This window comes from Planotetraspora mira (assembly GCF_016863275.1).
Classification (GTDB): domain Bacteria; phylum Actinomycetota; class Actinomycetes; order Streptosporangiales; family Streptosporangiaceae; genus Planotetraspora; species Planotetraspora mira.
The window spans coordinates 70,711-90,202 of the sequence record NZ_BOOO01000038.1 but is presented as its reverse complement, the minus strand read 5'-3'; the positions used below and the strand labels follow the sequence as shown (position 1 = coordinate 90,202).

Here is a 19,492-nt window from a genome sequence, read left to right as displayed (position 1 = left end):
AAGCACAGGTCGTCGGCGGTCGCGCCGAACCTGTGCATGATCACGAAAAGTGAATCCGCAGGTGGAAGGGGCATTCTCCGAATCTGTGCATGATCACGGCTGGAAGCGGCGCAGGTGGGCGGGGCATTTCACGAATGTGTGCATGATCACGCCGGAGGGGCGTTGGGGAAGCGGAGGGCTAGGGCGGGGCACATCTCCACGGCTCGGCGGGCTTCGGCACGCAGCCACGGGGGGACGCCGCCCTCCTCGACGGCAGGGAAGCCGTGCTGGTCGAGCTTGACCAGCTCGGGGGCGACGTGCGCGCAGAGCCCATGGGCCTGGCAGCGGGTCCAGTCGACCACCAACTTGGCCTCGAGAGATTCGGAGGCCGGCAGAGGCAGCATCTCGAGCACCGGCCGCCCACAGGTCCCGTGGATCCGGTGCTCCTCCACGTCGTCGGCGAACGCCTCGAGCGCCGACATGACGAACCGGGCCGAGCCGTCGGGGTGGAAGCACGCCCCCCGGCCTCGTACGGCTGACGCGGCCCGCCGTACGAGCTCGATGCCGTGCGACGAACCGCCCGACAGTTCGGCCATGGCGCGGGCCAGGTCGGGCAGGCCGAGCCGGCAGGGCCCGCACTGACCCGACGACTGCGCGGCCAGGTAGTTGGCGACCCGCAGCACCTCCCCGAGGGGACAGGTCTCGCCGCCGAGCGGCACCACGATTCCCGCGCCCAGAGATCCACCGGCCTGCGAGATGCCGCGGCGGGACACGACCGCCCCGTAGGCCTGGGCGGCCGACAACCAGGCCCCGTGGTACCCGCCGACCAGAACGCCGTCGCCGACGGCCGCCTCGCACAGGTCGAGCACGGAGGCCAGCGGCACGCCCGGCGTGACCTCGACGACGGCCGGGAAGACGGCCGAGCCGCCGACGGTCAGGAGGGTGGTCCCCGGTTCCTGTACGGTTCCCACCGAGCCGTACACCTCCGCGCCCAGTTCCCCGAGGACGGCGAGCTGGGCGAAGGTCTCGGTGTTGGACAGCAGCGTCGGCAGGCCGTCCACGCCGCTGTCGGAGGAGCGGGCCTTGCGCCCCGGCGGGATGCCCGCCTGACCGTTCACGGCCTTGACCAGGGCGCCGCCCTCGCCCGAGATGAACCGCTCCGGGATGGCGGCGACGCGGACGGAGTCCTCGGCGCCCCGCTCGGCGACGGCGGCCGTCATGGAGGCCTCCGCCATGTCGCCCGAGGCCACCGCGACCACGACCTGCCGCGCGTTGAGCGCGCCGGCCGCCAGCAGTGCGCCCTCGAGGACGAGGTGAGGCGCCCGGGTGAGCAGCATCTTGTCCTTCACACTGGCGGGCTCGCCCTCGGCGCCGTTGACCAGGACGACGGTCTCGGAGTCGCGGGCCCGCGCGGCGACCGCGCGCAGCTTGCGCGCGAACGGGAAGGCCGCGCCGCCGCGCCCCCGCAGGTCGACGTCCTCCGCCATCGAGATGAGCGTGTCGACGGACTCGGTGCCGAGCTCGCCGTGGATGGAGCGATGGGCGTCGAGGTCGAGTCTGCGGTGCTGGTCGAGCCCGGCCGTGAGCCGCGCGGGGCCGAGCCGCCTGATCTGGGACACGCGATAGGGAATCACACGATCCTCCGGAGTTTGGTGTCCTGTGATCTGCGCGCCGCCCGTCCGATGGGCGTCGCGTCCGTTCCGGTGCGGCCGAGCAGGGGAACCGGCTCCGGCATCGTCTGCGGAGTCCTCTCCGGGGACGACTTGGGTACGGCACGCGGCATCGGCTGCGTCTGCGTCATGTCGACGGCGTCGACCACGCCGGCCTCGAAGGCGGGCCGGAAGGTGGCCATGACCCGGATCAGCAGGGCCGACCCGACGGCGACGAGGCAGAGCACGTAGCTCCAGCTCACCCAGGCGGCGGGGGTCCGGCCGGCCATGAGCCCGTGGAGGATGGACAGCGGCCACGCCAGGTAGGCGAGGTCGTGCAGGACGCGCCACGTCCAGGGACGCTCGGCCTGGGCGAACCGGCCGCGCATCACGCCCGTCGCGACGATGACGATCATCAGGTCGGACGCCAGGGCGCCCATGCCCACGTACAGCGAGGTGGTGGGCACGACCGAGCCGTACGCGGGAACGAGCCCAGCGGCGATCTTCATGCCGATGTGGGTGACCAGGAAGCCGACGCCGACCAGGGCGGCGGCCCGGTGCACGAGCTGGGCGCGGACGCGCTGGGGGATCGGCAACACCACGCGGTCGCTGGCGGCGAGCCCGAGCGCGACGGTCGTGGTGAGGGCGACCAGGGAGATGACGCCCGCGTAGTAGGTGAGAAAGGTCTGTGCCGCATCCAGCAGCGGCGTGCCGATCCCGTTGTAGGCGGCGAAGAGCGCACCGGTCATCACCACGGTGACCGCGGCGCCTAGGCCGATGCGCACACCCGGTCTGTTGAGATCCAGACCTTCGTCTGGCCGGGTGTGCCGTGGAGCCCGTCGGTGGGGCAAGGATTCCTCCGTCGGATGAAACTGTGATCGGTGTTCCGGCGATCTCGGCGCGAGCGAGGAGATCGCCGCGGGGGGTGCGAGGCTCAGGACGCGGAAGGGTGCCGCTCCCCGTCCTCACGCGGGGTGGACCGCGGGAGTTCGGACGGGGAACGGCACGTCCTGGGTCTCCGGGACGGCGCGATCAGCAGCGGGGGCCGCGGTTGATGCAGTTGACGACCGTGTTCATCAGGCGTGCCGGCATCACGTTCTCGAAGTCGGCGTGGTCGGTTATCGGGTTGTGCAGCTGTTCGGGGAAGCTGTCGACGGCGAAGGACGCGCCACGCGGCACCGAGTAGCCGAGTGTCATGCGCAGTTGGGGGATCGCCTTGGTCCCGGCCGCGCACCGCCCGTTGGCGGCGGGGAAGGTGACGTGCGTCCTGTGGTTGGCGCTGTCGATGTTCGCGCCGTCCCAGCAGCTCGGGAAGTCCAGGATCCGCAGCACCATGCTGCCTCTGGGGCAGATGGGGTATTTGGTGGTGGTGCGGTTGGTGAATCCCGAACAGGTCCACTGGGCACGCGCGTTCGCGGGGCCGTTGGTGCCGGACTTGGCGTCACCGGTGATCAGCCGGAGGAACCGGGGCATGGCCACGACCCGGTTGAACCGGTTGCCGCGGAACTGCAGCGTCACGACCTTCGGCAGGAGGATCGTCCCGACGTTCCCCTCCGCGCCGTGCCCCGGGTCCGCAGGAGCGGGAGCCGACGCGCTGGGGGCCGGAGCCGTGTCCTCGGGGGCGGGGGTGGCGGGATCCGCCTGTGCGCCCGGCGACGTCGCCGCGTCCGTCGGAGTCTCGGAAGCGGGAGTCTCGGAAGCCGGCGCCTCGGAAGCCGGGGTCTCGGAAACCGCGGGGTCAATCGGAGCCTCGGAAGCCGGCGCCTGGGACGCGGGGGGTTCGGACGCGGGGGGTTCGGAGGCCGGCGCCTCGGAATCCGCGTCCGCGTCGGCGTCCGCCTCCGCTTCCGCGCGGCTCTTGATCGCCGTCGCCCCGGTCCTGCTCCGCAGAACGGGCCAGAAGTAGGTGGACTTGTCACCCAGGCGGCAGGTGGTGCCGCCCGCGGAGAGGCTCTCGTCTGTGGAGAATCCGTTGGTGGTCAGGTTGCCCACGTAGTCGTGGATGTGGTGCGCGCCGTTCGACACGCCGGGGGCGACGATGTGGTTGTCCGAGTTGTGGTGCCCGTTCTCGTTGCGGCCGCAGCGGGAGACGAATGACCCGCGTCCCGCGACGACGCCGGTGTTCCCGCGGGGGACCTTCCGGATGTCGACGAAATCCTCCAGGAAGGGGCCGACGTCCGCACACTCGTCGTGTCCCTGCACGGTGGGATCGCAGTGAGCGGAGGCCGCCGGCACGTCGAGCCCGACGAGCGCGCTGCTCAGTAGGAGGCCGGCACTCGCAAGCATCAGCCGTTTTCGCATGTTTGATAACTCCTGAACCTGACTAGACCGTGGGGGCGGGAAGCGTGGAGTAATCCACGAGGCCTGTGCTCTCCAGTAGGGACATGTGCTTCATGACGACGTTGTTCGCCGTCGTGGCGAATTCGCGGATCAGGTCGTTGCGGGTGCCCGCGCGTACGGCGGCGACGACCGCGAAGACCTTGCCGTGGGCGTTTCTGAGCCGGTCGACGAAGATCCGGTCGAACTCGGGCCCTCTGGCTCCCGACATCTCGTCGAGCCACCCCTGCTGATCGGGGTTGGGCTCGTTGGGCAACAGGACGCCGAGCTTGTCGGCCAGGGCGCGCACCTCGGCGTCGAGCTTGGTGTGGTCGGTCACCAGGTGCATGCCGACGTCCTTGACCTTGTCGCTGTTCGAGCGATCCTGGGCCCATCGGCCGGCGGGGATCTCCCAGAGTCCTGCCCACCGGACCCGCACCAGCAGGTCGCGGTCGGCCGGGCTGAGGGGCCCCCACTGCGTCTGAGTCCATCCAGCCTGGGCCGCCTCACCTCGGGGGACGACCACGACCACGGCGATGGCCGCGGCGAAGAGGAAGACGCCGAACACCAGGAGTTCCCCAAACCGGAACCGCATCGTGCCTCCTTTCGTGACCTTCGGTGGGAGGTACGCGGAGGTGTGTCAGGCGGTTCAGGAAATAGTCAGAAATGACTGGAGTTAGCAGAGTCGAGTACGGGCGAGGAAAACTGATGCAAACATGTGCCCGTGCGTCGACAACTCGACAGCCGGTTCGTGCGTCAGGACTCCTACGGCGACCCTGATCGGGACGATCATCTGATCAGGGAGCTGTACCAGGAGTTCGGTGGTCCGCTGCTGCGTCAAGTGCGGAAGACGACCGGAAACGATCTGCAATGGGCCGAGGACGTGGTCCAGGAGACGCTTGTTCGCGCCTGGCGTAACTCCGCGAAGCTGACCTGGGAACCCGGCCTTCTGTGGGCCTGGCTTTTGACCGTGGCCCGCCGCATCGTGATCGACGGGCGCCGTCGCAGGGGCGTCCGCCCCAGAGAGGTGGAGGCTCCGGAAGAGGACACCATCGCCGTCCCGGACGGTTCCGACCGCACACTGGCGGCCATCGTGGTCGCCGACGCACTACGCGGACTGTCGGCCCAGCACCGGGAAGTTATCGAAGAGACATACTTACGGGACCGTACGGTAAGCGAAGCGGCGGAGATTCTGGGGATCCCGCCGGGTACCGTGAAATCGAGGCTCTTCTATGCCCTGCGCGCTCTGCGTTCGGCACTGAAGGAAAGGGGGGTGGCCAGCTGATGTCCGCGTCGTCGGAACACTTCGATGTGGCCGCCTATGCCCTTGGAGTGCTCGATGACGACGACGTGGAGGCGTTCGAGCGCCACCTCGACGGCTGTGCTCAGTGCCAGTCGGAGTTGCTGGAGAGCCACGACGTTCCCGGTATGCTCGACGCGGTCAAGGCTGACTCCGTGTCCCCCGAGCGGACCCGCCCCTGAGTCGCCTGTACGTTAAGTTGACGTATGGGGCCTTTTCGGGTGATATCGGGTGCGGTGGTGCCACGCTTTCTGTCAATGGGGACAGGGAGATGCTGTGCCGCCAGAGGAGTGGTGCATGGCTGCGTTGCCGGATAGGCAGGCCCGGGCCGCGAACGCTTCGCCTCCTCCACGGAGTTTCGGCGAGGAGGGCGCTCGCCTCTCCTATGGCGACTACCTCCGCCTGAAAGATCTTCTCGCCCAGCAGGCGCCCCAGTCGGGCGCGAGCGACGAACTGCTCTTCATCACGATCCACCAGGTCTACGAACTGTGGTTCAAGCTGCTCCTGCACGAGTTGGAGCGCATCAGGGACGCGATGATCGAGGGCGCGCTGTGGCGCGCCAGGCACCTGTTCCGCCGGGTCCACGCGGTGGAGCGGGTCCTCGTCGAACAGGTCCAGGTGCTGGAGACCATGACGCCGCAGGACTTCCTGGAGTTCCGGTCGGTTCTCGCACCGGCCAGCGGGTTCCAGTCGGTCCAGTTCCGTGAGCTCGAGTTCCTCTCCGGGGCGAAGGACGAGGCCTATCTCGGCCGGCTCCGGGACGCCGACGACGCGGAACTCGCCAGGCTCAGGCGGCGGCTGGCCGAACCCACGCTGTGGGATGCTTACCTCACCGCACTTTCCCAGCGTGGCCTCGCTGTCTCCGATGAGGAGATCATGGACTCCCTGCTGGCCGTGGCGAGGGATCGCGGATCGTACGACGATCTGTGGGAACTCGCCGAAGATCTGCTGACGCACGACGAGACCACTGCTCACTGGCGGATGCGCCACGTTCAGATGGTCGAGCGCCAGATCGGCACCAAATCCGGTACGGGCGGCTCGTCCGGAGCGCCGTACCTCCGCGGACGCACACGAATGCAGTTCTTTCCCCTCCTGTGGGAATTAAGGGCCTGGCTTTAAACCTAAAAGCTCACAAAGGGGTGAGTAGCGACATGCCGCTCGATATGGCGCAAAATTCTCAGGAAGCGCTGGACGAGCTTCTCCGTACCGCAGCTGAGAGGTGCGCCCACGCGCCCGGTGCGCCGGGTGACGGCGAGGAGGTGCTCGCCTTCCTCCGGCGGTACTACCTCCATACCGCCGTCGAGGATCTTGCCGACCGAGATCCCGTGGACGTGTTCGGGCCGGCAGTGGCCCACCGCCACCTGGCCGAGCACCGGCCGCAGGGGCGGGCGGTGGTCCGGGTCTACACGCCCACGCTGGAGGAGAACGGCTGGGACCCCGGCCACTCCGTGGTGCAGATCGTCACCGACGACATGCCGTTCCTCCTCGACTCGGTGACGAGTGAGATCGACAGGCACGAGCTCGGCACCCATCTGATCGTCCACCCGCAGATGCAGGTGCGCCGTGACGTGACCGGCGCGCTGGTGGCCGGAGCCGGCCAGGAGGACGTCGCCGGTCACAAGGAGGTCACCGGCCAGCTGCTCCGCGAGTCGTGGATGCACATCGAGATCGACCGCCAGACCGACGCCGCCGAGCTCAAGCAGCTGGAAGGCGACCTGCAGCGGGTCCTGCTCGACGTGCGCTGCGCCGTCGAGGACTTCGCCAAGATGCGGGCGCTGGCCGTGCACACGGCGGACGAGCTGTCGGCCGATCCGCCCCCGCTCGACCCCGCCGGGGTGGAGGACAGCCAGGAGCTGCTCCGCTGGCTGGCCGACGGCCACTTCACGTTCCTCGGCACCCGGGAGTACCGCCTGGTCGAGACCGAGGGAGGGGAGAGCCTGCGGGCCATCCCCGGCACCGGGCTCGGCATCCTGCGGGCCGACAAGGCCGGATCGGACAGCTTCGCCGCCATGCCGCCCGCGATGCGGGCGAAGGCGAGGGAGAAGCAGGTCCTGATCGTCACGAAGGCCAACAGCCGCGCGACCGTCTACCGCCCGCAGTACCTCGACTACATCGGCGTCAAGTTCTTCTCCCCGGACGGCGAGGTGACCGGCGAGCGCCGGTTCCTCGGGCTGTTCACCCACGTGGCGTACAACGAGTCGATCTCCAGGGTCCCCGTGCTCCGGCGCAAGCTCGGCGAGGTCCTCGACCGGGCGGGGCTCCCCCCGGACAGCCACGACGGCAAGGACCTCATCGAGATCCTGGAGACCTACCCGCGTGCCGAGCTCTTCCAGATCTCCGTGGACGAGCTGCTGCCCATCGCGCTCGGCGTGCTCCGACTGCGCGAGCGCAAGCAGGTCAAGCTCTTCCTCCGCCGTGACGACTACGGCCGGTACATCTCCTGCCTGATCTTCCTGCCGCGCGACCGCTACACGACCAAGGTCCGGCTGGCCATGCAGCAGCTCCTGCTCAAGGCGCTCGGCGGCACCACGCTCGACTACAGCGCCATGATCGGCGAGTCGGCGCTGGCCCGGCTGCACGTGGTCATCCGGGGAGAGCGCGGCAAGCCCCTCGGCGATCTCCCGGTCGACGTCGAGGACCTGGAGACGCGCCTCGCGGCCGTCACCCGCTCCTGGGAGGACGACCTGGCCGTCGCCATCAACGAGCTGTGCTCGGAGGAGGAGGCGCCCGCGCTGATCCGCCGCTACAGCACGGCCTTCCCCGAGGGATACAAGGCCGACTTCCCGCCGCGCACGGCCGTGGCCGACCTCCGGCGGCTGGAGCAGCTCGCCGCGGACCCGTCCGAGATCGGCATGAACCTCTACGAGCCGTACGGCGCGGCAGAGGGCGAGCGGCGCTTCAAGCTCTACCGGATGGGCGCGCCCATCTCGTTGTCCCACGTGTTGCCGCTGCTCCAGCGGATGGGCGTCGAGGTGGTCGACGAGCGCCCGTACGAGGTGGACAGGGACCACGACAAGGACTCCCAGGACGCCTGGATCTACGACTTCGGCCTGCGGTACACACCGGCGGACGACGTGGACCGCGACGACTTCAAGCAGCTGTTCCAGGACGCGTTCGGCGCGTTGTGGCGCGGCGACGTGGAGAACGACGGCTTCAACGCGCTCGTGCTGGCCGGCGGCCTCACCTGGGAACAGGCCGAGATCCTGCGGGCGTACGCCAAGTACCTCCGGCAGGCCGGCACCATGTTCAGCCAGAGCTACATAGAACGCGTGCTGCTCGGCAACGTACGGCTGGCACGGCTGCTGGTCAGGCTCTTCGAGGCGCGGCTCGACCCGAGACGGCCCGACGACGCCAGAACAGAGGTGTGCGACGCGCTCACCGAGGAGATCCTCGCCTCGCTCGACGAGGTGGCCTCACTCGACGAGGACCGCATCCTCCGGGCCTACCTGGAGATGATCACCGCCACTCTGCGGACCAACATCTTCCAGGCCGCCGGCAGTGAGGGCAGGGACGCCGGAGCCGGGGGCAGCCACTTCGTCTCCGGCCGGCGCAAGCCGTACATCGCGCTGAAGTTCGACCCGCAGGCGATCAGCGTGCTGCCGCTGCCGCGCCCGAAGTACGAGATCTTCGTCTACTCGCCCAGGGTCGAGGGCGTGCACCTGCGCTTCGGCAAGGTCGCCCGCGGCGGTCTGCGCTGGTCCGACCGGATGGAGGACTTCCGCACGGAGGTCCTCGGCCTGGTCAAGGCCCAGACCGTGAAGAACACCGTCATCGTGCCCACCGGCTCCAAGGGCGGGTTCGTGGTGAAGCGCCCACCGGCGGGCGGGCGTGACGAGCAGCTCGCCGAGGGCATCGCCTGCTACCGCCAGTTCATCTCCGGCCTTCTCGACCTGACCGACAACCTGGTCGCCGGTGAGGTCGTGCCCCCGCCCGACGTCGTACGGCACGACGGCGACGACACCTACCTGGTGGTCGCCGCCGACAAGGGCACGGCGACGTTCTCCGACATCGCCAACGAGGTGTCCAAGGAATACGCCTTCTGGCTCGGGGACGCGTTCGCCTCCGGCGGCTCGGTCGGCTACGACCACAAGGCCATGGGCATCACCGCCAAGGGCGCCTGGGAGTCGGTGCGATACCACTTCCGCACGATCGGCGTCGACGTCCAGGCGACCGACTTCACGGTCGTCGGCATCGGCGACATGTCGGGCGACGTCTTCGGCAACGGCATGTTGTTGTCGGAGCACATCAGGCTGGTCGCGGCGTTCGACCACCGGCACGTGTTCGTCGACCCCTCGCCCGACGCCGCCCGCGGCTTCGCCGAGCGCAGCCGGCTCTTCGCGTTGCCGCGCAGCTCCTGGGCCGACTACGACCGCGCGCTCATCTCCGCCGGCGGCGGCGTGTGGCCGCGGACCGCCAAGTCCATTCCCGTGTCGGCGCAGATGCGCGCCGCGCTCGGCATCCCGGGCGGCGTCACCGCGCTCGCCCCCAACGACCTCATCAGCGCCATCCTTAAGGCCCCTGTGGACCTGCTCTGGAACGGCGGCATCGGCACCTACGTCAAGGCCACGTCCGAGACCCACGCCGACGTGGGGGACAAGGCCAACGACGGTCTCCGGATCAACGGCGCGGACCTGCGCTGCAAGGTCGTGGGCGAGGGCGGCAACCTCGGTCTCACCCAGCTGGCGAGGATCGAGTTCGCGCTGGGCGGCGGCCTGGTCAACACCGACTTCATCGACAACTCGGCCGGGGTGGACACCTCCGACCACGAGGTCAACATCAAGATCCTGCTGAACCAGGTCGTGCGCGACGGCGAGCTGACCGACAAGCAGCGCAACCAGCTCTTCCTCGAGATGACCGACGAGGTGGGCGAGCTGGTGCTCGACGACAACTACGCGCAGAACGTGGTGCTGGCCGCCTCGCGCGCCCAGGCGTCCTCGATGTTGCACATCCACGCCCGCTATCTGCGGCGCCTGGAGAGGGCAGGACTGGTCGACCGGCAGTTGGAGTTCCTCCCGTCGGACAAGACGCTGGCCGAGCGCCGCCAGTCCGGGCTGGGGCTCACCGCGCCGGAGTTCGCGGTGTTGCTCGCCTACACCAAGCACGTGGTGGACGCCGAGTTGCTCGCCTCGGACATCCCCGACGATCCGTACCTCGCGTCGTGGCTCGTGTCCTACTTCCCCTCCGCCCTGCGGCAACGCCTGCGCTCCTACATGGACTCCCACCCGCTGCGCCGGGAGATCATCACCACCCGCGTCGTGAACGACGTGGTCAACGCGGGCGGGACCAGCTTCGTGTTCCGCTTCGGGGAGGAGACCGGCGCCTCGACGGCCGACGTCGTCCGGGCGTATCTGGTGACCCGCGAGGTGTTCGACCTGGCCGCATTCCGCCGTCAGGTGGAGGCGCTGGACAACAAGGTCGACACCGCCACGCAGCTCGCGATGCTCTTCGAGAGCCGGAAGCTGTCCGAGCGCGGGACCCGGTGGCTGCTCGGCAACCGCCGGCCGCCTCTCGACCTCGCGTCCACGGCCAAGGCGTTCATCGAGGGCTCCAACGGCCTGCTTCCCCACCTGCCGAAGCTCCTCACCGGGCCCGACCTGGTGGCGTACGAGGAGAGGAGGGACTCCTTCGTGGCCCGCGGCGTGCCGGACGACCTGGCCGAGCGCGTGGCCTCGATGGTGCCCGCCTACTCCACGTTCGACCTGGTGGAGATCTCCTCGTTCACCGGGAGGCCGGTGAACGAGGTCGCCGAGGTCTACTTCGACCTGGCCGACCGGCTCCAGCTCGCGCGGCTCAGGGAGCGGGTCATCCACCTGCCGCGCGACAGCAGGTGGAACTCGATGGCCCGGTCCGCGCTGCGGGACGACCTGTACGCGGCACACGCCACGCTCACCCGTGACGTGCTGATCCACAGCAAGCCCGGCCTGTCCCCGGAGGAACGGCTGGCCAGCTGGTCGGAGGCGAACAACGCGGCCGTCGAGCGGGCCAGGCAGACGTTGTCGGAGATCTGGGAGAGCGACACGTTCGACCTCGCGACACTTTCCGTGGCGCTGCGGGCCGTACGAACCCTGGTCGCGACGAGCAACCTGCCACACGCCGAGTCGTGAGACCCGAGATCAGGTGGCGGAGGCCCTGGTGACGAAGCTGTCGTAGGCGATGACACGAGCGGGCGCGGTGGACGTCTTGGGCGGCACCGCGCTCACGTACTGCTGCGTCTCCTCGATCCGCCTCTCGTCCCAGATGGCCGGGTTCTGCAGCGTCCACCGGGCCGCCGGGGGGATGGGCACCGGGCGCCCCTTGGCGAACTCGAGTTCCGGCGTCCACGTGGAGGTGCGGATCAGCGTGTAGAACATCAGCGCGCCTCCGTCGCCCGTGCGCAGGGCGAAGCTCGGGTAGGTCGCCGCTATCGCGAAGAGGGAGTTGTAGTTCAGGCCGTTCTTCAACGCCTTCTGCTTGTCGGCCTTGATCACGGCGGAGAATCCGGTCGTCTGCGGGCCCGGCGCGATGAGGCCCGAGGCGTAACCGTCCTGTCCCTCCTCGGCGACCGTGGCGTGCAGGGGGCCCATCAGGTTGGGACTGATCGCGACGCTCTGGTCACGGGAGGCGAGTGACGTCGCATAGCCCTCAGCGTCCACGGAGATCTTCGGCGGCTGGTCGCCGGGGTAGACCAGGGACTCGAAGCTGTTCTGCCAGCGGGAGGCCGCGTTGGGCCGGGTGAAGGCGAACACGGCCGTGCGGACGTCGCCCGTCGAGTTCCGGCGCTCGGCCGTCGCGGCGAACCACTGGAGGCCCGCTCCGGCGCTCTGCCGGGGCACGAAGACGGCGGGATGCGCCCAGGTGTAATGGGGCGGCTTGGCGCCGTAGGAGTGAACCTGGGCCGCGGAGATGGGGCGCTGGCCGTCACGGGCGAGCGAGAGCGTCCATCTGTCCGCGCCCGCCGCCCTGAGGACCTCGTCGGTGGCGAGGAACCCGCTGAACGCCTTCTCGGCCTCCGGGACCGTCACGGCCTGAGGCTCGGGGCTGTGGCTGGGACTCGGCACGGGAGCGCTCGACGTGGCGGCGGCAGGGCTCGCGGACGGCGCGGCCGGCGCCGGGCCGCTGCAGGCCGCAGCCGTACCGGCGAGGAGCGCCACGACGAGCGCACTCCGGACGACCCCGTTCACGCCTGCCTCCTAGTACAAGGATCCACATGCTAGCCGAGGTGCGAGACCCGACAGGGTCTCCCGTTCGCGTACCCTTTGGAGACGTGGCAGTCATCGATCCAGCCGAAGAGATCAGCGAGCTTACCGGCACCCTTCGGGGCATCCAGGACGTGCTCGACCTCGATGCCCTGCGCAAGCAGGTCGCCGACCTGGAGGCGCAGGCTGCCGCGCCTGATCTGTGGAACGACCCCGATCAGGCGCAGAAGGTGACCAGCAAGCTGTCCCATCTGCAGAGCGAGATCAATCGCGTCGAGGGCCTGGCCCGCCGCCTGGAGGATCTGCCGATCCTGTTCGAACTGGCGGCCGAGGAGGGCGACGAGGACGCGCTCGCGGAGGCGGAGAAGGAACTGGGCTCGCTCAAGTCCGACGTCGGCGCGCTCGAGGTGCGTACCCTGCTGGCGGGCGAGTACGACTCGCGGGAGGCGCTCGTCACGATCAACTCCCAGGCGGGCGGCGTCGACGCGGCCGACTGGGCGCAGATGCTCCTGCGCATGTACCTGCGGTGGGCCGAGCGCCACGGATACTCGACCGAGGTCTACGACACCTCCTACGCCGAGGAGGCCGGCATCAAGTCGGCCACATTCGTGATCAAGACGCCCTACGCGTACGGCACGCTCCGGGGTGAGCACGGGACCCACCGTCTGGTCCGGATCAGTCCGTTCGACAACCAGGGCCGCCGCCAGACCTCCTTCGCCGGCGTGGACGTGGTCCCGGTCGTGGAACAGACCGACCACATCGACATCAACGAAGACGACCTGCGCATCGACGTCTACCGGTCGTCAGGGCCCGGCGGCCAGGGCGTGAACACCACCGACTCCGCCGTCCGGATCACCCACCTGCCGACCGGCATCGTGGTGTCCTGCCAGAACGAGCGGTCCCAGTTGCAGAACAGGGCCTCCGCGATGACCGTTCTGTCCGCGAAGCTGCTGGAGCGCAAACGCCAGGAGGAGGCGGCCGCGATGAACGAGCTGCGCGGCGAGTCCACCACGTCCTGGGGCACTCAGATCCGCAACTACGTGCTGCACCCCTACCAGATCGTCAAGGACCTGCGCTCCGGGGTCGAGGCGGGGAACCCGACCGCCGTCCTGGACGGCGACCTCGACGAGTTCATCGAGGGCGAGATCCGGTGGATGCGCCGCCAGGAGGCGCACTGAGCGGTCTAGTACCCGCTGATGTGGGACAGGGCCAGCAGAGCGACGGCGAGCAGTATGGCCAGTGCGATGAGCACGGGCGAAAGCCCCATGAACCCGTGATGGTGAAGTTTGGCGCGTCCTTCGCGGCAGACAGGGCACCGGCCCTCTACCACAGGGCCCGCGCAGGCCGCGCAGATCAGATGTTCGCAGCTCATAGCACCCTTACCATCCCATGACCCAAGGCCTAATCGTTTTGTTTCCGTTATGGACGTTCCATGCCAGTGTTACCCCTACACTGAGGTACGGCCAACCGGAACGTCGATCGAAACTTACGGTCGCCCTCCGCGCTGGATGTCCCCGCCCCCTAGACTGGCTTGCCGTGATGCGCCTGTGATCCATTTCGATAATGTCACCAAGGTCTACACGAACCAAAACCGGCCTGCCCTCGACCACGTGAGCGTGGACGTCGACAAAGGCGAGTTCGTGTTCCTGGTCGGTCCCTCCGGATCAGGGAAGTCCACCTTCCTTCGCCTGGTCCTCAAGGAGGAGCGGCCCAACTCCGGGGCGATCCATGTCGCCGGCAAGGACCTCTCCCGGCTGTCCAACTTCAAGGTTCCCCACCTGCGGCGCCGCATCGGATGTGTCTTCCAGGACTTCCGGTTGCTGCCCAACAAGAACGTCTACGAGAACGTGGCGTTCGCGCTGGAGGTCATCGGCAAGCCGCGGCGGTTCATCCGCAAGGTGGTGCCGGAGGTCATCGAACTGGTCGGGCTGGAGGGCAAGGCGCATCGCATGCCTGATGAGCTCTCCGGCGGCGAGCAGCAGCGTGTCGCCATGGCGCGCGCCTTCGTCAACCGGCCCATGATCCTTCTGGCGGACGAGCCCACTGGAAACATCGACCCCGCGACGAGCATCGGCATCATGAAGGTGCTCGACCGCATCAACAGGACCGGCACCACCGTCCTCATGGCCACACACGATGCCGCCATCGTCGACTCCATGCGCAAGCGCGTGGTCGAGCTGGAGGACGGAAAGATCGTCCGTGACCAGTCGCGTGGCGTCTACGGTCAGGCGTATTAGGAGTAACTGGGAGCATGCGGGCCAACTTCATCTTCTCCGAGGTCTGGATCGGCCTTCGCCGTAACCTCACGATGACGATCGCCGTCATCGTGACCGTCGCGGTCGGCATGGCACTGCTCGGCATCGGACTGATGATCAACTCTCAGGTCTCGTCCATGACCAGCTACTGGACCGACAAGGTCGAGCTGTCGGTCTTCTTGTGCAAGAAGGACGACGTCTTCCCGTCCTGCAAGAACAAGCCCCCGCTCACCGACGAGCAGAAGGCGGCCCTGAAGCAGACGATCGGGGGCATGCCCGAGGTCGAGCGGGTCGACTTCGAGGACCAGGCGCAGGCGTACAAGAACTTCCAGGCACAGCAGGGCAACAGCCTGCTGCTGTCGGTCGTTCAGCCCGACGACCTGCCGGAGTCCTTCCGCGTCAAGCTCAAGGACCCCAACAACGCCACCGCCGTCACCGAGAGCATCACGGGACAGGCGGGCGTGTCCAACATCGTCAACCAGCGCGAGATCCTCGACACCTACTTCGGGTTCCTGGGCAAGCTGAGGAACATGGCCCTGGGTGTGGCGATCCTGATGGTGTTCGCGGCGACACTGCTGATCGGCAACACGGTCCGGTTGTCGGCGTACAACCGACGCCGGGAGACCGGCATCATGCGGCTGGTCGGCGCCTCGAACATCTACATCCAGTTGCCGTTCGTGATGGAGGGTGTGATCGCGGGCCTCATCGGCGGCGTGTTCGCCGCGGTCCTGCTGATCGTCACCAAGATCTTGTTGTTCGAGGGCATCCAGACCTATATGGCCATCCCTCTCGGATGGAACACGGTCGCGGGTGTGATCACGTTCACCATGGCCGTCGGCGTGGTGATCTGTGTGCTCGCCTCGTTCGTCACGCTCCGTCGCTACCTGCGCGTGTGACCGGTGGGCGGTCTCCCGAGCGTACGCGCACGTCGTTTCCGCCCCCCGCGTCAACGGTAGGCTCCCTGTATGCCACGTGAGATCGGGCGAAAACTGATCGCCCAGAACAAGCGTGCCCGGCACGAGTACTTCATCGAGGACACCTACGAGGCCGGTCTGGTCCTGACCGGCACCGAGGTGAAATCGCTCCGCGCGGGCAAGGCCAACCTCACCGACGGCTACGCCTCGGTGGAGAACGGCGAGGCGTGGCTGATCAACGTGTACATCCCGGAGTACAGCCAGGGCACGTGGACCAACCATGCCTCACGACGCACGCGCAAGCTGCTGCTTCACGGCAAGGAGATCAGCAAGATCAGCGCAACGCTCAAGGAACGTGGCCTGACCCTGATCCCGCTCGCGATGTACTTCAAGGACGGGAAGGCCAAGATCGAGATCGGCGTCGCCCGGGGTAAGAAGGACTACGACAAGCGGCAGACCCTGATGGAGAAGCAGGCGAACCGGGACATGGCCCGCGCCATGTCCACCGCGGTCCGTCGCCGAGGGGGCCGCTAGGCCGTGTCCGTGCACGCGAGAGTCCTGCGCGCCGCGCTGGCGATCGGCCTGGTGGCGCCGATGCTCACCGGATGTTTCGAGGAGCCGTCACCGCACGAGGCCGTCCGGGGTTTCCTGGTCGGATGGCAGACGGGCGACTACGTCGACGCCGCGAAGCGGGTCGACGGCGATCCGGCGACCGTGCGGAGCGCCCTGCAGAACTTCGAGGTTCAGCTCGACGCCGCCTCGATCCGGTTCTCGTTGACCGGCATCCAGCGCACCGGCGACGACGCCAAGGCCGAGTTCCGCGCCCAGGTCGACCTGGGGGAGAACAACCCCCTGTGGGAGTACGACGGCGCTCTGCCGATGCACCTGGTGGGTGGCGAATGGAAGGTCCGCTGGTCGCCGAGCATCATCCATCCGGATCTCCACGCGGGGCAGCGCCTCGCCGTGGCGACGGTGCCCGAAGGCCGTAAGCCCGTCCTCGACAACCAGGGCAACCCGCTGCAGGAGGAGACGAAGCTCTACGTGGCCGGGGTCTACCCCGCGAAGGTCAAGGACCCGGGCCGGCTGTGCGACCAGCTCTCGAAGGTCACCGGCTTCGCCCAGGACCGCCTGCTGAGCCGGATCCTCTCCTCGCCGCCGCAGGAATTCGTACCGCTCGCCACCTTCGGCGGCACCAAGTACGCCAGCATCCAGGCCAAGCTGGCGGCGATCAAGGACCTCGACATGCAGGTGGACCACCCGCCGGTCGCCCCGAAGTCGCCCGTCCAGATAGTGGGGCGCGTCGCGGCGATCACGCCGGAGGCCGAGCAGCAGCTCGGCGGGCCGCAGCGGGCGGGCGACACCGTGGGCAGGGACGGGCTCCAGAAGGCCTATCAGGACCAGCTGACCGGTTCGACGGAGACCCGCGTCGTCATCCTGGACAGCGCCACGTCAAAGCAGGTCAAGGAGCTCAAGGCCTGGCCCGGGCGGAAGAACGACTCCGTCAGGACCACGATCGACAGCCGTGTCCAGCACGCCGGCGACGGCGCAGTGGCCGGCTCCAGGCCGGCCGCGCTCGTCGCCGTCAACGCGACCACGGGCGAGGTCCTCGCGGTGTCCACGAACCAGCTCAACCAGGAGAAGGACGCCCTCGCGGGGAAGTATCCGCCAGGAACGGCGTTCTCCATCGTCGCCTCCGACGCGCTCCTCAAGGGCGGCCTCAAACCGTCGCAACGGCTGCCCTGCAGCGCTGACCGAACGGTCGGCGGCGCGCGGTTCACCCAGCCCGGACTGCTCGGAGCCGAGACCCCCACCTTCTCGGGAGACTTCGCCCAGGGGTGTGTGACCGCGCTGGCCTCCCTGGCCAGGCGGGTCGACGGGGCCGCGATCGCCGAGAGCGCGTCGAAGTTCGGCATCGGCGGAGACTGGGGCCTCCCGCTCAAGACCTTCACCGGGTCCATTCCGGAGGCGGCGACCGATGCCGCCGTGGCCAAGATGATCGCCGGCCAGAGCGTCCGGGTGAGCCCCCTGTCGATGGCGCTGGTCGCCGCGGCGGTCGACTCCGGCACCTGGCGGCCCCCCGTACTCGTCACCTCACCCTCCACGCCGGACGCCTCGGCCGAGGCGCCCCCGACGGTCCCGCCGGCGCCGCAGGTGCTCGACCCCGCCAGGGTCGCGACGCTGCGCGCCCTGATGCGGGTGGGCGTCACGCGTGGCACGGCCCGCGGCGCCGCGGCCCGAGGTGAAGCTGTGCATGGTGTGGCGTCCGAGGTGACCCAGGTGGTGAAGAAGAAGCGCACCAACCTGTCGTGGTTCGTCGGCTGGCAGGGCGACGTGGCCGTGGCCGTGCTCTCCCACAGCGCCGACGCGACGACGTCCGCCGGCATCGCCGGGGACTTCTTCCGCTACCTGCAGATGCAGAGCAACGCGCAGATCAATTCACAGACCTGAAAAAACTTCCGCCTCAGAAGCAACCATCGAGGGTGCTCGTTGCGTCTTTCTAGGTGACTGGGCACCGCTTGGGGGGTTGCGGTCCCGGTCACCGTGATGAGATCAGGGCTCCATCTCGGGGGGAGCCCTTCCGTCCGGACCGGCTCGACCCTGCCGGTCGGCCCCCGGGGGCGCGTGCTATGCCGCGTTCCCGGGGGCTTCGCCGTACCGGCTGGAATTCGGTTCGCGCCGCGAACGTTGAGAATGTAGGGTTCCATTCCTGGCTCCTTGAGCTGGGGATTGACAACTCAACAGGGGGTGACCGGTTTCGACTTCGGCATTGCAAGTCAAGGGAAGCGGGCCGAGGACTGCGGACATAACCTCGTTAACACTGTGACCGCAAACCAATAAGTGCCAATAACATGCGCACTGAGGCTAGCCAGGGTTCCCTGGCTCTCGCCGCCTAAGCAGCGAGTGACCTCTGTCAGCCCGGGAGGGCCTCCGGCCCGGAACTGACATCGCTAGGAGGCTCAACCGACCGACCCGGTCACGGGGTCGAGCGGGAAAACAAACAGTGACTGAGCCCGTCGGCGACTCGCCTGTGAGATCGCCGGGGCTGAGAAAATCGCAACAGGCTGCGCCCGGAGAAGCCTTGTCTTGGTGTTGAAGGACGCGGGTTCGATTCCCGCCACCTCCACGTGTACGTCCTTCTGGACGTACGGATCGCCTGAGGGCGGTCGGTTCGGCGACATCGCCGGATCGGCCGCCCTTTGATCGTTTCCGGGGTCTCATGGCCTCGCGCGAGGCCGCCCCCTGCCGCTGGTTAGAGTCGCTGTGGTGGTGAACGGGTGGAAGGAGACCGGGCGGCTGTGAACGAACGGGTGCGAGGCGGGACGACTCCCGGCGACTGGGGAAAGGACCGACCGCGTGTCGTCGTCCGGCGTTCCCTGCCCACCGAACCGGCGGTGCGCGGCTCGGCGTCGCTGTTCATGACCGAGGCCGGGCGGCAGGGCATCCGGGCCGACCGGCGCATGTTGTACGTGGGACCGGAGCCGGCCTCCGAGCACATCGCCCTGGCCCTGCGCGTCGAACCCGGAGCCGAGATCCTGGCTCGGCGCAAGATGATGCTGGCCGACGACGTGCCGGTCCGGGTCGCGACGAGTTACTTCCGGATGGACGTCTTCGGCGGGACCCCGCTCTGCGAGCCGGGCTTCGTACGGCCGAGCCTGCAGGCGGGGATCGAGGCACTGGGGCACCGCTTCGGCCGGGCCGAGGAGCAGTTGACCGCGCGGCCTCCCACGGAGGTGGAGGCCGCCGTCCTGGATCTCGAGCCGGGGGAGTGGGTCGTGCAGATCGTGCGTGCCGGCTACTCGGCCGACGACGTGCCGATCCATGTCCTGGAGACCATCTGCGCCGCGTCCCGCCACGTCTTCCCCATCGTCCAGGTGACCGGCGCCGACGAGTTCTGATCCCTTCG

General features: G+C 68.5%; 16 protein-coding genes and 1 other RNA gene. 11 read left to right on the top strand and 6 right to left on the bottom strand.

Annotated elements, in window-relative coordinates; genetic code table 11:
* Positions 1-146: 146 nt before the first annotated feature.
* The 4 genes from Pmi06nite_RS32365 to Pmi06nite_RS32350 all read right to left on the bottom strand — a co-directional run bounded on the left by Pmi06nite_RS32365 (position 147) and on the right by Pmi06nite_RS32350 (position 4,539).
* On the bottom strand, positions 147-1,613 hold the full coding sequence (locus Pmi06nite_RS32365) for an NADH-quinone oxidoreductase subunit NuoF family protein (protein WP_239114355.1): 1,467 nt from the start codon (positions 1,611-1,613) through the stop codon (positions 147-149).
* On the bottom strand, positions 1,610-2,413 hold the full coding sequence (locus Pmi06nite_RS32360; protein WP_203956964.1) for a hypothetical protein: 804 nt from the start codon (positions 2,411-2,413) through the stop codon (positions 1,610-1,612). Before Pmi06nite_RS32360 ends, Pmi06nite_RS32365 begins: the two co-directional genes overlap by 4 nt.
* 247 nt (positions 2,414-2,660) lie before the next feature.
* Positions 2,661-3,929, bottom strand: coding sequence for a DUF1996 domain-containing protein (locus Pmi06nite_RS32355; RefSeq protein ID WP_203956963.1), 1,269 nt, complete (start codon positions 3,927-3,929; stop codon positions 2,661-2,663).
* Positions 3,930-3,951: 22 nt separating this feature from the next.
* The gene (locus Pmi06nite_RS32350) at positions 3,952-4,539 is read right to left on the bottom strand and encodes a DUF4142 domain-containing protein (RefSeq protein WP_203956962.1); all 588 of its coding nucleotides are present in this window, start codon (positions 4,537-4,539) and stop codon (positions 3,952-3,954) included.
* Positions 4,540-4,668: 129 nt separating this feature from the next.
* On the opposite strand from Pmi06nite_RS32350, the gene Pmi06nite_RS32345 reads away from it, so the two are divergent.
* From Pmi06nite_RS32345 to Pmi06nite_RS32330, 4 genes are all read left to right on the top strand, one after another.
* Positions 4,669-5,229 carry a sigma-70 family RNA polymerase sigma factor gene (locus Pmi06nite_RS32345; RefSeq protein WP_275409626.1) on the top strand — a complete coding sequence of 187 codons (561 nt, stop codon included), beginning with the start codon at positions 4,669-4,671 and terminating at the stop codon, positions 5,227-5,229.
* Positions 5,229-5,426, top strand: a complete 198-nt coding sequence (locus tag Pmi06nite_RS32340) for a zf-HC2 domain-containing protein (protein WP_203956961.1) — start codon at positions 5,229-5,231, stop codon at positions 5,424-5,426. The genes Pmi06nite_RS32345 and Pmi06nite_RS32340 overlap by 1 nt, the downstream gene beginning before the upstream one ends.
* 115 nt (positions 5,427-5,541) lie before the next feature.
* A complete protein-coding gene (locus Pmi06nite_RS32335) occupies positions 5,542-6,363 on the top strand; it encodes a tryptophan 2,3-dioxygenase (RefSeq protein ID WP_203956960.1) in 822 nt (273 codons plus the stop codon).
* A gap of 44 nt (positions 6,364-6,407) precedes the next feature.
* Positions 6,408-11,348 (top strand): NAD-glutamate dehydrogenase, encoded by a 4,941-nt coding sequence (locus Pmi06nite_RS32330; protein ID WP_373317347.1) that lies wholly within the window; start codon positions 6,408-6,410, stop codon positions 11,346-11,348.
* A 9-nt stretch (positions 11,349-11,357) separates the two neighbouring features.
* Here Pmi06nite_RS32330 and Pmi06nite_RS32325 read toward each other — a convergent pair whose 3' ends face one another.
* On the bottom strand, positions 11,358-12,404 hold the full coding sequence (locus Pmi06nite_RS32325) for a DUF8094 domain-containing protein (RefSeq protein ID WP_203956958.1): 1,047 nt from the start codon (positions 12,402-12,404) through the stop codon (positions 11,358-11,360).
* Positions 12,405-12,487: 83 nt separating this feature from the next.
* On the opposite strand from Pmi06nite_RS32325, the gene prfB reads away from it, so the two are divergent.
* Positions 12,488-13,597 carry a peptide chain release factor 2 gene (gene prfB, locus Pmi06nite_RS32320; protein ID WP_203956957.1) on the top strand — a complete coding sequence of 370 codons (1,110 nt, stop codon included), beginning with the start codon at positions 12,488-12,490 and terminating at the stop codon, positions 13,595-13,597.
* 5 nt (positions 13,598-13,602) lie between these two features.
* Here prfB and Pmi06nite_RS32315 read toward each other — a convergent pair whose 3' ends face one another.
* Positions 13,603-13,791: a hypothetical protein gene (locus Pmi06nite_RS32315; RefSeq protein ID WP_203956956.1), complete on the bottom strand. Its 189-nt coding sequence runs from the start codon at positions 13,789-13,791 to the stop codon at positions 13,603-13,605.
* A gap of 175 nt (positions 13,792-13,966) precedes the next feature.
* On the opposite strand from Pmi06nite_RS32315, the gene ftsE reads away from it, so the two are divergent.
* The 6 genes from ftsE to Pmi06nite_RS32285 all read left to right on the top strand — a co-directional run bounded on the left by ftsE (position 13,967) and on the right by Pmi06nite_RS32285 (position 19,484).
* Positions 13,967-14,656 (top strand): cell division ATP-binding protein FtsE, encoded by a 690-nt coding sequence (gene ftsE / locus Pmi06nite_RS32310; protein WP_203956955.1) that lies wholly within the window; start codon positions 13,967-13,969, stop codon positions 14,654-14,656.
* Between the two features lie 14 nt (positions 14,657-14,670).
* Positions 14,671-15,570: a permease-like cell division protein FtsX gene (gene ftsX / locus Pmi06nite_RS32305; protein ID WP_203956954.1), complete on the top strand. Its 900-nt coding sequence runs from the start codon at positions 14,671-14,673 to the stop codon at positions 15,568-15,570.
* A gap of 69 nt (positions 15,571-15,639) precedes the next feature.
* A complete protein-coding gene (gene smpB, locus Pmi06nite_RS32300; RefSeq protein WP_203956953.1) occupies positions 15,640-16,122 on the top strand; it encodes an SsrA-binding protein SmpB in 483 nt (160 codons plus the stop codon).
* A gap of 9 nt (positions 16,123-16,131) precedes the next feature.
* Positions 16,132-18,036, top strand: a complete 1,905-nt coding sequence (locus Pmi06nite_RS32295; protein WP_239114354.1) for a penicillin-binding transpeptidase domain-containing protein — start codon at positions 16,132-16,134, stop codon at positions 18,034-18,036.
* Between the two features lie 293 nt (positions 18,037-18,329).
* Positions 18,330-18,715: a transfer-messenger RNA gene (ssrA, locus tag Pmi06nite_RS32290) on the top strand.
* A 169-nt stretch (positions 18,716-18,884) separates the two neighbouring features.
* Positions 18,885-19,484 carry a GntR family transcriptional regulator gene (locus tag Pmi06nite_RS32285; protein ID WP_239114353.1) on the top strand — a complete coding sequence of 200 codons (600 nt, stop codon included), beginning with the start codon at positions 18,885-18,887 and terminating at the stop codon, positions 19,482-19,484.
* Positions 19,485-19,492: the final 8 nt, after the last annotated feature.

Bases quoted from the DNA above. Each gene is read 5' to 3' on its own strand.
- Pmi06nite_RS32355 (WP_203956963.1), bottom strand. From the start codon at position 3,929: ATGCGAAAACGGCTGATGCTTGCGAGTGCCGGCCTCCTACTGAGCAGC.
- Pmi06nite_RS32350 (WP_203956962.1), bottom strand. From the start codon at position 4,539: ATGCGGTTCCGGTTTGGGGAACTCCTGGTGTTCGGCGTCTTCCTCTTC.
- Pmi06nite_RS32340 (WP_203956961.1), top strand. From the start codon at position 5,229: ATGTCCGCGTCGTCGGAACACTTCGATGTGGCCGCCTATGCCCTTGGA.
- Pmi06nite_RS32335 (WP_203956960.1), top strand. From the start codon at position 5,542: ATGGCTGCGTTGCCGGATAGGCAGGCCCGGGCCGCGAACGCTTCGCCT.
- Pmi06nite_RS32330 (WP_373317347.1), top strand. From the start codon at position 6,408: ATGGCGCAAAATTCTCAGGAAGCGCTGGACGAGCTTCTCCGTACCGCA.
- Pmi06nite_RS32315 (WP_203956956.1), bottom strand. From the start codon at position 13,791: ATGAGCTGCGAACATCTGATCTGCGCGGCCTGCGCGGGCCCTGTGGTA.
- ftsX (WP_203956954.1), top strand. From the start codon at position 14,671: ATGCGGGCCAACTTCATCTTCTCCGAGGTCTGGATCGGCCTTCGCCGT.
- smpB (WP_203956953.1), top strand. From the start codon at position 15,640: ATGCCACGTGAGATCGGGCGAAAACTGATCGCCCAGAACAAGCGTGCC.